Source organism: Candidatus Acidianus copahuensis, assembly GCF_000632495.1.
Taxonomy (GTDB): domain Archaea; phylum Thermoproteota; class Thermoprotei_A; order Sulfolobales; family Sulfolobaceae; genus Acidianus; species Acidianus copahuensis.
Genome location: NZ_JFZT01000017.1, coordinates 65,569 through 79,272, shown reverse-complemented (window position 1 = coordinate 79,272; position 13,704 = coordinate 65,569). Strand labels below are relative to the sequence as shown.

Annotated in this window: 11 protein-coding genes; 8 read left to right on the top strand and 3 right to left on the bottom strand. The window is 33.2% G+C overall.

Translation table 11 applies throughout. The features are described 5' to 3' along the window. The first annotated feature begins 35 nt into the window (after positions 1-35). From CM19_RS02100 to CM19_RS12480, 4 genes are all read left to right on the top strand, one after another. Positions 36-2,021 carry an acetate--CoA ligase family protein gene (locus tag CM19_RS02100; protein ID WP_048098792.1) on the top strand — a complete coding sequence of 662 codons (1,986 nt, stop codon included), beginning with the start codon at positions 36-38 and terminating at the stop codon, positions 2,019-2,021. A 311-nt stretch (positions 2,022-2,332) separates the two neighbouring features. Next, complete coding sequence (locus CM19_RS02095; RefSeq protein WP_048098877.1) at positions 2,333-3,037, top strand: SRPBCC domain-containing protein; 705 nt, start codon at positions 2,333-2,335, stop codon at positions 3,035-3,037. A gap of 633 nt (positions 3,038-3,670) precedes the next feature. Continuing rightward, complete coding sequence (locus CM19_RS02090) at positions 3,671-4,621, top strand: BadF/BadG/BcrA/BcrD ATPase family protein (protein ID WP_048098791.1); 951 nt, start codon at positions 3,671-3,673, stop codon at positions 4,619-4,621. A gap of 172 nt (positions 4,622-4,793) precedes the next feature. Continuing rightward, entirely contained in the window at positions 4,794-7,220 is a 2,427-nt protein-coding gene (locus tag CM19_RS12480; RefSeq protein WP_052349414.1) for a protein kinase domain-containing protein, read from the top strand. Here the strand turns inward: CM19_RS12480 and CM19_RS02080 are convergent. Continuing rightward, positions 7,174-7,959: a tetratricopeptide repeat protein gene (locus tag CM19_RS02080; protein WP_048098790.1), complete on the bottom strand. Its 786-nt coding sequence runs from the start codon at positions 7,957-7,959 to the stop codon at positions 7,174-7,176. The genes CM19_RS12480 and CM19_RS02080 overlap by 47 nt on opposite strands. Positions 7,960-8,059: 100 nt before the next feature. Between CM19_RS02080 and CM19_RS02075 the strand changes: the two genes are divergently transcribed. Genes CM19_RS02075 through CM19_RS02065 form a run of 3 tightly spaced genes read left to right on the top strand, consistent with a single transcriptional unit; the run spans position 8,060 to position 10,916 of the window. After that, positions 8,060-8,770 (top strand): ABC transporter ATP-binding protein, encoded by a 711-nt coding sequence (locus CM19_RS02075; protein WP_048098789.1) that lies wholly within the window; start codon positions 8,060-8,062, stop codon positions 8,768-8,770. Continuing rightward, positions 8,760-10,103, top strand: a complete 1,344-nt coding sequence (locus CM19_RS02070) for a hypothetical protein (protein WP_048098788.1) — start codon at positions 8,760-8,762, stop codon at positions 10,101-10,103. The genes CM19_RS02075 and CM19_RS02070 overlap by 11 nt, the downstream gene beginning before the upstream one ends. Before the next feature lie 9 nt (positions 10,104-10,112). After that, the gene (locus CM19_RS02065; protein WP_048098787.1) at positions 10,113-10,916 is read left to right on the top strand and encodes a DMT family transporter; all 804 of its coding nucleotides are present in this window, start codon (positions 10,113-10,115) and stop codon (positions 10,914-10,916) included. On the opposite strand, the gene CM19_RS02060 is transcribed toward CM19_RS02065, so the two are convergent. After that, positions 10,903-11,538 (bottom strand): trimeric intracellular cation channel family protein, encoded by a 636-nt coding sequence (locus tag CM19_RS02060; RefSeq protein WP_048098875.1) that lies wholly within the window; start codon positions 11,536-11,538, stop codon positions 10,903-10,905. The genes CM19_RS02065 and CM19_RS02060 overlap by 14 nt on opposite strands. A 1,141-nt stretch (positions 11,539-12,679) precedes the next feature. Here CM19_RS02060 and CM19_RS02050 point away from each other — a divergent pair. Next, complete coding sequence (locus tag CM19_RS02050) at positions 12,680-13,189, top strand: hypothetical protein (protein WP_048098785.1); 510 nt, start codon at positions 12,680-12,682, stop codon at positions 13,187-13,189. Positions 13,190-13,275: 86 nt separating this feature from the next. Here the strand turns inward: CM19_RS02050 and CM19_RS02045 are convergent, their stop codons facing one another. Next, complete coding sequence (locus CM19_RS02045; protein WP_150111357.1) at positions 13,276-13,695, bottom strand: hypothetical protein; 420 nt, start codon at positions 13,693-13,695, stop codon at positions 13,276-13,278. Positions 13,696-13,704: the final 9 nt, after the last annotated feature.

Here is a 13,704-nt window from a genome sequence, read left to right as displayed (position 1 = left end):
AAAGATATTTTAATCCATAATTTAACAATAACTCTATGAGCTTAGATACACTCTTTAGACCGACTTCTATAGCGGTTATTGGAGCATCAAGAAATAGAGAAAAAATAGGAAACATTATTGTAAGGAATTTAATATCTACGTTCAGAGGTAAGATATATCCAGTTAACAAAGAAGCAGATAGCATAGAGGGGTTAACAGCCTACAAATCACTAAACGATATAGCGGGGTCTGTTGACCTTGCCATAATTTCAGTTCCTAGACAAGGAGTTATAGAGGTAATGGAAGATGCGGTAAAAAAAGGTGTTAAGACAGCAATTGTAATAACTTCAGGATTTAAAGAAGTAGGAGAAGAAGGGGCTAAGATTGAGGAACAACTAATATCTATAGCTAGAAAGGGAAACATAAGGATATTGGGACCAAATACAATGGGGCTTATCTCTCCAGACTATAATGGGACATTTGCTTATGCAAATGTAACTAGAGGGGAGGTTGCACTAGTAGTTCAAAGTGGAGGAATAGGAGCTTATATGCTAGATTGGGCTCAAAGAACTAGGACGGGAATTAGCTTCCTAGTTAGTATGGGCAATCAATCTGACGTAAAAGAATATGAAGTCATAGATTACCTTTCAAGAGATCCAGAAACAAGAGCGATATTTGTATATCTAGAAGGAGTTTCGGACGGGGAAAAATTACTTGATACTCTTCCTGAAGTAGTTCAAAGAAAGCCAGTTATTTTCATAAAAGGGGGAACGACCGGAAAAGGTGCAGAGGCCGTTAAAACTCATACTGGAAGCTTAGCTGGTTCTTACGATGTATTTAAGGCTGCTATCAGAACTGGAGGTGGGATACTAGTTGACGATCTTAGCGATTTCCTAAACTTGACTAGGCTAGTAACCTCATCAGAACCTATTAAAGAGGATATCTTAGTAGTAACTAATTCAGGTGGTCATGGAGTTCTTACTTCCGATGCGATATCTAGATCTAACCTAAACATGATAGAGTTGCCCTCTAGAATAAAGGATGATCTTCTCAAGATCCTACCTCAAACAAGTTTGCCTAAAAACCCACTAGACCTATCTGGAGACGCTAAAAGAGATAGATATAACGATGCTTTAAAAATAATTCAAGATCTTGACTGTACTAAACTGGTTATAGTGCAATCTCTTCCGGTAGTGAGTTGTAGCGAAGTAGCTAAGGTACTTTTAAATTTTAAGGGAAAGGGGATCATCGGCGTTACAATGGGAATAGATGAGGAATCTGCACTAAGAATTCTAGAGTCTGCTTCAATTCCGGCTTTCAATTTTCCTGAAAGCGCTGTAAAGGCTATCAAGTATCTTACATCTAGACCTATCCCTAGGAAAAAGATAAGAGTTTCACAACCAATAAATTCTGCAATAGAATTAGTTAAAGAAAAATCAGAGCTACCAGATTATGATGCATTAAAACTGATGGAGATCTATGGAATAAGAACACCAAAATGGGGAATTGCTCAATCAGAGGAAGATGCAGAAAAGGTTGCAGACAACATAGGGTATCCGGTAGTTATGAAAATCTCAACTGATAAACCCGTTCATAAAACGGAGCTGAAAGGGGTTATCATGAATGTCGAAAAAGAGAACATAAAAGAGGTATATAAACAATTAAGCCAAATATCAAAGAGAGTTATGATACAGCAACAACTATCTGGACTAGAGATTTTTGTAGGAGGAATTAAGGATCCTGCATTTGGACATGCTGTTGTGGTAGGTAGTGGAGGAATATATGTAGAAGTTCTGAAAAATGTTAGTTATGGGATTGCCCCAGTTTATGAGGATGAGGCCCTGGAAATGCTTAAGGGCAGTAAAGTTCATGATATGTTAACGGCTAGAAAAAGAGGATATGATGAAGGTTCGTTGATAAGGACTATAGTCGCTGTATCTAGGCTCCTCGTGGACTTAAACGTTAAAGAAATGGATATAAATCCATTAATCGTTAATGAACAAGGGGCTTTTGCGGTTGATGTTAGAGTAGTCCTCACTTAATATATGGTGCTCTCATCACATCAAAGAAAGTGATCTCTTTAGATAGTCTTTAGTAGAATTAATATCCAAGATTAGGAATATTTTATTTCTATTCATTTTTTAATTACTACAAAAAGAAAATAGTACAATAAATAAATAATTCATGTCTATTTCATAACTCAATTATATTCTATAATATAGTATTTAAAAAGTAATCTAAAAACTTCTTATGTGGGTTAATTAACTTTACCTATATGTTAGATTTTAATTATTCATAGATGGTAAAAGTCCAACAATTATGTTTTAAATTTCTTCTAATATATTTTATAATTATGGAAACATCTTACGATTTCGAAACTTATGCCTCTCCAGAAACGATAAAGGAGTACCTACAAGATCCCAAAAATTTAATGAAATATGTTCCAAATTTTAAAGATCTTAAGAAGATAAACAATGAATTTGAGCTCGATGTAAAATGGTTATTTACAATTAAACTTGAGGTAAATTTGCAAACTACTAGAGATGAAATCACATATTTGATTAAGAAAGTCAAAGGTTTGATTAAAATAAATGCATACTTAAGATTTATCATATTGCCTACTAATAGGAAAACTATACTAAAGTTAATCTTCTTCTATCAAGGACCTTTTGAAAGATTAGCTAAGAAGCAAGCAGACCTTTTTTATAAGAGAGGAAAAGATATATTTTCAAAAGATATAGAAAACTTTAAGAAAATACCAGATAAGGAGAGTGAGAATAGTGTCCTTTTGGAAAATTCTAGGGAAATCGTGGTAAATAACAACGCAAAACCAATATATCTGATGAAAACTTTATTCGTGAAAAAGATAAATAAAAGTGAACTAGAAGAGGTTATAGAAAACTCCATGCTAGAGAGCGCCGAGGGCGAAGTCATTCTTATTCTCTCTGATGAGAAAAATATGGTTGAACTAACATTTAAAAATGGGGATTTAACCTTTCAAAAAGGAGATCTAACTTCATTAGGAGATTCAATTATTGCAATGCTTAAAAGTCCTTAAATAATGACCTATAATTTTTATAATTATTTTAAAAAAACTCTTCTTTTTTTAGTTAATTAAAAAGATTAATTAAAATTGAAAACATATCAGTAACACTTTCTTGAGACTATAACCACTCTTAGATCATACACACGGGTACTATACTCGTCGATAACTAAGAGAAAACCACCCATTGTTTAATCGTATATTCCAAGATCTCCTTGGGATAGCCCTTTGATTCTCGTTGTAGATAGTCCTGTTTGCACTCGAACTATCCATCAACGTTAATTCACGGTTCCAGTTCTCAATAAAAATTGAATTACTAGAGTAAGAAAATAGTTATGCACTTTTTTGCTTATGACATTAAGGTAACAAGTATTGATCTTTCTTACTTTTGGGAGAGAGATCTTACCTTTGGTTGAGATCAAAATATTACTGTCTTAATCTCTACGCTACAGCCTAAGAACATTGCATCAATTTATCCCTCCCAGTAAAGGATTTTTGACGCACATCCTTCTAAAACAAAGAAAATAATCATGGCAAACAAGTTTTAGCTATCATAAATCTAAAACGCACCTAAGATGTTATTATGGTAACAGACAATCTTATCGGTTTGGTGAAAGAGTTATTTATTAGATATAAATAACACGTCTAATGATACTCGCAGTTGATGGTGGAGCTACAAAGACTGTTGCATTACTAATTGATGAAAATAATCTTAAGGTATTAGGCGTAGGACTTTCAGAATCATCGAACTTCACTGCAGTAGGAGAACAGATTGCAGAAGAGAATTTAAAGGAAGCAATAAACGAGGCCCTTAGGGGAAAAATACCAGATAAGGCAATTTTTGCTCTAGCTGGAATAGGTGACTCAAATATTGACACACTAACAGGTAAAAAAATAGCTGAAAGAATATTTCCCTTTTCAGTAGTTATAAACGATGGAGAAGGAGCATATATGGCTGCCAATCTTTACTCTGATGGTGGAATTTTTGCTCCAGGGACAGGAAGCGTAGGGTTCATAAGGAAAAATGGAATAATGAAAAGACTGGGTGGATGGGGATGGTTCTTTGGTGATGAAGGTTCAGCTTCATGGATAGCTAGAACAGCTATTACTTATTCTACAAGAGTCAAGGATGGAATAGAAAAAGATAGTAAACTCCCGGAAGAAGTTGAAAGGTTCTTTGGCCTCCCATTTAGAGAAACTATAGCGTATCTTTCTAAAAAACAAGATAAACGACTAATAGCCAGTTTTGCCGCTAGAGTTGACGCTTTAGCTGTAGAAGGAGATGATTTAGCGCTAAAAATCATGGAAGAGACTGCAGATTACATTAGAAAGATTATTGGAAGATTAAGTACAACAGGAGGTAGAGTTTCACTAATTGGTGGGGTTATGAGATCAAAAGTAATTAGAGAAAAACTTGAAGTGTTAGGAGTCCCAATTTATTTTGGATATCAGGCTGTAATTGGAGGGATAGCTAGATTGACAAATATAACGTTTGATGAGAGGGATTATATTCTAAAGGAACTTGGAAAAAGTTTGAGAGATTTACCAGAAGAAAAACTAATGAAGTGCCTTTTTGCCAAAAGGGAGGAAATATTTTAACTATGTTATTTAATCTAAAATAATCGACTAGGAAAAATATTAATCGAAGATTATAAGGGATCTGGATATCAGGGTGCAGTAATGAATTATTGCTAAGAGTGTATAGCCCAAATTTAACTTACAAAGCATATGGGCTAAAGACTTATAAAATAACATTAAAATTTAAATAGAGATGAATGCCGATATACCTAGAAAATTTGGTATTATAATAAGATCTCTTTCTGGTATACTTGCGGTAATTCTAGGATATTTTCTCCTGCACTCCTATTTTTTCCCCTCATTGAACATTACAGAGTCTAATTTCCTCAATTTTATTGAGATAGAATCTCTCTTTGCTTACGCATTAGTATTCTGTATAAGCCCTTCACTTAAAGCTTTTGGAATAAGTACTTTAATCGCTATAGATGTTGTGCCATTTCTTATATTTCCCTTTAGCAGTAACTTTAATTCGATCATAGGTTTATCAACACCTTCAATCTCTCTTGTGTTTTACATAGTATATTTAGCTTCATTTTCAGTATTTTTTTTAATTTTTTTTACTCATACTAACATAAAGTCCAAAATAGCCTCAGGGATTATATCAGCATTATTTTTAATGCCGTTATTGAATTATTCCATAATTAACATTCAATCTTTTTCATCCATTCCATTACCATATATTTCGTTAATATCTAATCTTTCTAATCCAATTAACGAATATGGGCTTTTTGCCTCAATTATGGGTATTGTAGGATTCATTACTCTATCTTCCAGGACAAGAAAAACCGAACTTTTCCTACCTTTTAAGAATGTATCATTACCTTTTTTCCTAGTCTCATTAATCCCTTTAGAATATTCCTTGCTAATTGGATTTCACAGTATAAGTCCTTTATTTATTAGCGATGTTAACGGCTTCAGTTTCAAAAACATTAGTATTAATTTTAACCCCGTATTTTACTTAGAGATTTCCAGCTTTATAGTTCTATTAACTGGTTACTTTTTAAGATCAAGTAAAAAGGACTTAAGTTACGCTTCACAGTTTGGTATACTTATTTCATCTATTTCGTTCTTAACTGCTATTCTTATATTATTTCAAAATTTCATATTAGTTACAAAATTCTTATCCATACCAGTAGCATTTTTATTTTTATCTTTATCTTCCGTTACCTCACCACGCGGAATAATTAGTGCAAGAATGTTAGAAAAAAAGCTATACGATACAGTAAAGGAAGGCACATTTCGAGAGGCAACGCTTTATGTAAGAAGTCTTTCTCAACTCGGTTATACTCCGACAAGAATCTTTTGCGATTCGCTAGATGAGCATAGATGTGACGTCTCATTATGGTTGAGTTCCAAGTATAAAATAGACTTTGGGTTCTGTAAAAATTTGAGTGTAATAGCGGACTGCATTATTTCTTCATCTCAATTTCCAACTACTGTGTTGGAGATTTTAGATATTTTAGCTTCAAGAGATAAAGAAAGCGCAAAGAGATTAGCTAGCTTCATAATATCGAAAAATCCAAATAAAATAATAAGGGAAAATGCCGAAACTAGGTTGATACAGCTTCTAGATACTAAAAACGTTGCAAAGGAAGAAACTGTGAATTTACCTAGAATGAATGATTGGAAGCCTGATATTTGGATCTCTAAACAACTTTACGGTTATAATATAACAAAAGTTCTAGGAATAGGTGGAACGTCGTATGTCCTACAAGGAGAAAGGGAAAACAAGAAATTTGCAATTAAGATACCTAAAATTTCCTCTTCTACTAATGACTCAACTAGAACTAGCTTCTCAACATTTGAAGACTTGTCAAAGGAATCTTCAAGACTTCAAGACATATCCGATAAATCAGTAAATATGGTAAAACTATTTGGAATGTTTATAGATGTAAATAATATAAAATCAATAACAAACGGTAACACACAGTTATATTATTCTTCTCCGCCTGCAATTGTAATGGAACTAATGGAAGGTGGGACAGCTGAGGAACTGCTAAACCAACAAAATATTTTTCTATCGGATAAGTGGAAAAATATAGTCACGTTAATAGCTCTTCAGATCTCTCAAGCCCTTGAAGTTCTTCACGCTGAGGGTTATGTTCATCTGGACGTTAAACCTAGGAATATATTTTTCTCAAATTTTCCGGGAAAATTTGGGGACGAAGTCTATAGAAACCTGGTATCTGGAAAAGTTATAGTCAAGCTTGGTGATTTAGGTTCATCGAGAAAGATTGGAGAAAGGTTTCTGGAATACACTCCTGAGTACTGCTCAATAGAACAAGTTGAAGCAATGCTAGTTGGGAAAGGAGCGAATCCTAAAATGGATGTATATGCCCTTGGAGCTTCTATCTACAAACTGTTGGAGGGAAGGACATTTAACCCTAGCGAAATAGTGAGCTATATGGATAAGGCAGTAGAAAGTTTTCTTAAAGGCTCCCCTTTCAAAGTATATCTTGAGAGTGCGCGATTAAGATATTTATCATACTATAATTCACTTCAAGTAAAGGGTAACTTGGAATTACTTATTAAGGAATTAACTGATCCCTCTCCAGAAAAAAGGCCAGACATGGCTACTGTTGTCCAGCGCTTGAAATCCTTGGCTTCTTTAAATCCTTAACTATTTTTATATCGTTAAATGCCTCCTCCTCCATTCCGCTCTTCATGTAAACTTTTGCTCTCCTAACATACGCTTCCACTATATTTGGATTAATCTGAATTGTCTTTGTATAATAGCTTTCAGCTTCAGTCAAATTACCTCTTTTCTCCCTTAATACACCCTTACTAAAATATGCTTCTGCATAGTATGGATTGAGATTAATAGCTGTATCTATATCATTTTCACCTTCTACATCCATACCCAATGCTATTTTAGTCAAACCTCTATAGTAAAAAAGTTCTGCATCAAGCGGATACTCGTCTATAGCTCTCGACAAATCTCTTAACGCCTCATAGTACTCTCCTAAATAGTATTCCGAAATTCCCCTTATCTTATAAAATAGTGGAGAGTATGTAAGGCACTTGTCCAATTCTGATTTCACTTGCGCATATCTTTCCAATCTCATAAGAATCATAGCCCTGAGTACTTTAGCCTCATCCGTCGATTCATCTTCAATAAGAAGTAAGGCTTCTTCGTATTTACCCTTATTAGACAATATTTTAGCCTGGCTTAACTTATCATCGGCCTTCTTGAAGTTCTCTAAAGCTTCATCATCCTTACCCATCTCAAGAAGGATTTTCCCCATTAAAGAGTAAGCTTCTTTTGAGGGGGTTACAGTAATAACTTTCTCAAGCAATTTCAATGCATATCCCAGATTACCACTCTCAAACTCTTTTTTTGCTTCTGTAATCTCCGTCATTTAATTTTTTAATTTATGTTTAGCCCTTAAAAACTGTTCTGTATCAAAATTAGGAAAATCCTTGAAAATACTTATTACATCCGCATTTCAATTCATAAATATGGATTGTATAGTCCTGCAGAACGTTACCAAAAGATACGGAAACTTTGAGGCTCTTAAATACCTTTCCTTTTCAGTTCCTTGTCAAGGTAGATATGCTTTACTAGGTCCTAATGGAGCCGGTAAGTCGACCACAATGAAAATTTTAGCAGGTTTATTAAGACCGGATCAGGGAAGAGCGAATATAGGCGGTCATCCTCCTGAGAGTAAAGAGGCCAGAAAAATGATGGGTTATCTACCAGAGGACCCTTTACCTTATAGAACATTGTCTGTTAGAGAAAACCTTGAGTATATAGCTTCATTAAGAGGACTAATAGATTCTAAAGAGAGAGCAGAAAAACTAATGGATTTGTTAGATCTAAAGGAATATGATAGAGTTCAGGCAGGCAAACTCTCAAGGGGAAATAGACAAAAACTTGCTTTAGCAATGGCAATTATACATGATCCAAGCATACTTCTCTTGGATGAACCCTTAAATTACCTTGATATACCTACTCAGGAAAGAATTATCTCTCTTTTAAATTCTATGAATTCAACGTTTCTAGTATCTACACATATTATGTCTATAGCTACAAGACTAACGGATCACGTAATAATCATTGCTCACGGATCGGTAATTTGGGAAGGTACTATATTTGACCTTAAAAAATTGGGAGAAGAAAACGAACCTATTGAGAGCGTAGTAGCAAAGATGATGACAAATGTTAGGTAAGTTAATTAAGTTCATTATCTTATCTAGAATAAGAAAAAGTGTAATTATCATAAACTTTCTAATTATCCTCTTTATTATAAGTGCAGTAATTCCCGCACCTCTAAATCCTTCATTTATTGACGATACTGTAATATTTTTCTCATTAACTATTCTTATTTATTCAATAAATGCAGGAATGGTAGTTACAAAATCTGATGCAGACTTTCTCTTAACAATTCCTATAGATCAAGAAAAAATATCAATATCCCTCTATTTAGCCAATTTTTTAATAAGTAGTTTCTTTTCGCTATATTTCGGAATATTTGCAATAAAAATTTTAGGTCTACTAGGAGTTGCAGTCCTTTTTCTTTTTTCTCTATTAGCTGTATCGCTGTCAATTGCACTCTCTAATGTTGGTATAAAATTTAGAGCACTATTTGGTTCTTTGATTGCCTTGTGGTCAATATCTCCTCTTTTTGGATTTACCTACTCGCCAACTGGTATGTTTTTCGATAATTACATTAGCTATGTTTTCCTTATTTTAATGTTTATAAGCGCAACTTACTTGGCTTTGAAGAATTTAAACAATGTTAGATTTGCAGTCTTTGATCAACCTAAAAGTAGCTACGTTAAAAGCGCTATGTCATTTTCTGGAATGAGCCCATTTATGGCTATTTTATCTAGGTCATTATCTTTCCTCGAGTTTGCGGCTAGATTTAATTATATGGGAAGCTCCACTTTTAAGACCGCAAGAATAAAAATATATAAAGTAATAGCGGTAAGTACGATTATAGCGATTGCATATTATATTGCATCCAAGTACGTTCCTTTCTCATTAATATCATTTTATGTTCCTCTCGCTGAAATAATAGCCTTGTTTAATTTAGCTTATTCAACTTTTAGCTCTGATCCACTTTGGTTATCTTTAGGTATTATGGAACCTGCTCGTTATGCAGACTATTACTTAATAGGAAAGGCTATTTCAACTTTTCTGATATTTCTTCCAATAGCAATAGCTTCCCTATTTATTCCTCGTGGTATAGGGATAGGAATAAGCATGATGATAGGAGTACCTTCAGCTTTCATATACTTGTCCGCGATTCAAGCAAGAGTAAATCCCTTTCAGGTAAAAGATGAAAATATGCCTGGTTTTACATATACGTTAGATCAATATATTGTAGCTATCTTGTCATTTCCTGTATGGATACTTTTATTCGTTCCAGCTTTTCTCCCAACGATAGAGACGTCTATTATTTCTGGATTGATTATGTTATTCCTAGCTTTACCATTCCTATTCATGAAAAAATTTTGGATTGAAGTAGAGGAGAAAATGGTAGAGAGGGGGTTTGATTAGGGGATATAGGTGAAAATAAGGGAGGGCTTCATAGAATTAGTCCTTTCTTCCTTTTTCTGGGGGACAATTGGGATAGTAGATCAAATATCTTACTCTATTGGAGGGAGTGTATTTTCGATCGTGTTCATAAGATCGTTAATATCTACTTTTCTTTGTATTCCTTTAGTAGATTTTAGAAAAATAATAAACATAAGGGCGCTATTATTGGGAATTATTACCTCTATATTTTATGAAATCTACTTGATTACAATACCAATAGATGGACCTTCCCTTTCCGCTGTATTTCTTTATACTGCTCCCGTCTGGATAATACTAGTTTTACCTTTTGTGGAGAGAGAAAAAGTTACTTCAAGGAAAATTTTAGGGTCTGTCCTTGTAGTGATAGGTTTATACATTATTTACCTTGGATTTCCTAATTTGTTAAAATTCCTTCTAGGTATAGCCTGTGGATTATCATATGCCGGAGTTATTTTAATTTCAAGAAAATTGCAGATCAATGGAGTGCGTGACTGGGAGTTAATAGCTTCACAGTCCTTTTGGTCTTTACCTTTTACTGCGTTATTCGTTAGAAGTTTTTCCATTCCCTCTATAGAAGGTGGATTATACATGGGGATATTCGCTACATTTGTTCCATATTATTTTTTCTATAAAGGAATGAGAAAATCTGATTCATTAACTGCATCAATTATATCGGCACTTGAGCCAGTATTCACTATACTATTAGCCTTTTTTATTCTAGATCAATTACTTAACATTCGAGATATTCTGGGTACTCTGGTTATATTAATTTCTATAATAATTATATCGATTTAATTCTAGGTAATTCCCACTTAAACCTAATCGCTATAATTCTAAGCAAAAATGTTAAAAATAAAACTAAAATAGATGCTTCTCCCGGAGGGAATCTCACTAACATAAGCAAAAAGTAGACAGAAGAACCCACAATTGAAGCGGAAGCGTAGAATTCCTTTGTAAGAATTAGTGGAATTTCATTAGCTAAAATATCTCTTAAAACTCCTCCTCCGACTGAAGTAACCGTACCAACTATTATTACAAGAAGAGGTCGTGGATCTACAGAGTAAGCTAATGATGCCCCAGAAGCAGTAAAAGCTCCTAAACCTAATGCATCAGCATAAAGTAAAGGATTCTTTATTGTAATTTTTCTGTATAGGAAAAAAGTAAATAAACTCGAGAGAAAGGCTACAGTAGGGTACGGGATGTAAACTAGGTTTACAGGCGGATGTATTCCTAAAAGGATATCCGCTATAATTCCTCCGGCTAAAGATGATGAAAAACCTAACGTTAGAATTCCAAGTAAATCCATCCTTTTTTCTATACCTTTAATCGACCCAGCTATTGAGAAGGCTACTATACCTATGAAATTAGTTACCTCTAGTGTAGTTAATGGCTGGAAAACTACTAAAGGATTAACCATATCCAATCTCTCTTCTAAACTTTTCACTTAATAATTTGATGAAAAGTTAACAGTAAAATCTTTATTACCTAGGAATCTAGAATCTTGTATTTGAATAACCTAAACTATAAGATGATTTAGTGAAATACCCTCAAGATCTAGGTTTGATCTTCAAGTTAATACTTCAAATCTTAACGAACGTTGTTTTTCCTTCGTAAGACTTTTTCTGAAACTATATAGGGTGAAGGCAAAAGTCTAGAGTACATACTGGTTGGGCTTTACGGACATTTATTGTCATGTCTATAAACCCTTAGGTTCGCTACGTTCTGAACAAAGCTGATCGTCACGATCCTTTAGCGGGCTAATCCAACCTACACTACCAAAGCTGTGGGAAAACTACTCTTTAGTTTCTAATCCTTCACTCCTTTGTAGTCCCTTTAGGTCTACATTACTCACATGCGAGACAAGTTAATATTGTTTTTGGAATTAAGAATTTTAGAAGATGAAAAATTATGAAATGTGTAAAAATGTCACGATTTAAGCTAAACTGTTGACAACAGCTTAAGACATACCATGTTCTATAAGACCACTACTGCTTTAGGGAGTTCCATGACAACAAATCCTTTAGATACCAAGTACACTATTGAGGAAAATCTAGTTTTTATATGTCTCATAGGGAATCATCTATCCTCAGTCCTATAAGGAACATTCTACCTTAATCTAATTAAGATAATATATAGCTTATTACTTTTTCAATCAGTTAATTATTTGTGAAAGCTAAAACTATAGCGGCTATATTGTTTATATCGACCCTAATACTAGAATTATATTTCTATCATATAGGAGATATATTAGAGACTGGAATGAGACAGATTAATAATATCAATTTGTCTTCTCCTAATATGAGATTATTTGTTCGTGGTTCAACTTTAATAATATCAATTAATAATACTGATAATTTTCCGGTTATTATATACAATATAACTGGAAAGTATAATTATCTACCACAAAAAGAAGTAATCCCGCCTAATTCGATTGAGAACATTTCCGCAATAGTGACAAACGCTACTTACTTAGTATCAAACATTAGATCTAATAACTATTCAATTTGTATTGAATTAGGGATATTTAATACAAACATATCTATTAAACAGGTGATTTAATGACAATTAGATATTTTACAATCATATCTCTTTTATTCAATATTATAGTTGCTGTATTGCCCGGATATTGGTGGTATTACTCCGTTGGAAATATAATAATTGTAAAAGATTCGCTATTTTACCTTAATATAAATCTTTTAGGCAACAATATTGAGATAATTAAAGTAATAAACATGTTACTTTTCGCTTTTAGAGTATATGTAATAGTGATTTCTATAAGTCTCCTGATTTCGACTATTAGAGGAAATAAGGTTAGCTATCTACTAATCAGTTGGGCATCCATATTCTACATTCTTGATCCTATTATAATGTATTTTGCTTTTAACTATTTAGTTTCCTATTTTATACCTTTTCATTATAATTTTTTCATAATAGGAAAAGAAATTGCAACTTTTCAATATCAATATAAGATTACGATGCTAATAGAGAGCTATCCGTCAATTCAGTATTGGTTTGCCTTATTTGTAGGCATTTTAAATCTAGTATCTAAATTTATTCGGAATTACTAAATTTAACTTTTTGTAAAAATATGAGGTTTCCGTCCAAACATATTCAAAAAGAAACAAATTATATCAAGACCTAGAAAACTCACCTATTAGTTTTTCCTTTTAATAAAAGATAATACCAATACTCCACCTACTATGAATAAAATAATTGATAACATAAAATGAATCAGAAAAGGAGAGTAGAGCTCATCTAAGGAATAATAGACAAATGAATTTGAAGAACCATTGTTTAATATGATTGCTTCTCCTTTGGTGGAATTTAGCTTTATAAGGTAAATAGTCTTATCATCCAAGTTAAATACTTTAGTATAACTACCGTTTATTACATTTAACGATAAAGAAGAGGAATTTGCCTTAAAAATTAAATATGAAATAGGATAATTTAACTTAATTATTTTTCCATCATAAGGAGATAACTCCAACAACTTTGGGTGTTGACTTGGCACGTCTACAAACAATCCAACAGCAACTATCATTATCAATATCCCAGATATTAACTTTATGTCCACAGCTGTATA

Bases quoted from the DNA above. Each gene is read 5' to 3' on its own strand.
- CM19_RS02060 (WP_048098875.1), bottom strand. From the start codon at position 11,538: ATGGTTAATCCTTTAGTAGTTTTCCAGCCATTAACTACACTAGAGGTA.
- CM19_RS12480 (WP_052349414.1), top strand. From the start codon at position 4,794: ATGAATGCCGATATACCTAGAAAATTTGGTATTATAATAAGATCTCTT.
- CM19_RS02070 (WP_048098788.1), top strand. From the start codon at position 8,760: ATGTTAGGTAAGTTAATTAAGTTCATTATCTTATCTAGAATAAGAAAA.
- CM19_RS02075 (WP_048098789.1), top strand. From the start codon at position 8,060: ATGGATTGTATAGTCCTGCAGAACGTTACCAAAAGATACGGAAACTTT.
- CM19_RS02100 (WP_048098792.1), top strand. From the start codon at position 36: ATGAGCTTAGATACACTCTTTAGACCGACTTCTATAGCGGTTATTGGA.
- CM19_RS02090 (WP_048098791.1), top strand. From the start codon at position 3,671: ATGATACTCGCAGTTGATGGTGGAGCTACAAAGACTGTTGCATTACTA.
- CM19_RS02050 (WP_048098785.1), top strand. From the start codon at position 12,680: ATGACAATTAGATATTTTACAATCATATCTCTTTTATTCAATATTATA.
- CM19_RS02095 (WP_048098877.1), top strand. From the start codon at position 2,333: ATGGAAACATCTTACGATTTCGAAACTTATGCCTCTCCAGAAACGATA.
- CM19_RS02080 (WP_048098790.1), bottom strand. From the start codon at position 7,959: ATGACGGAGATTACAGAAGCAAAAAAAGAGTTTGAGAGTGGTAATCTG.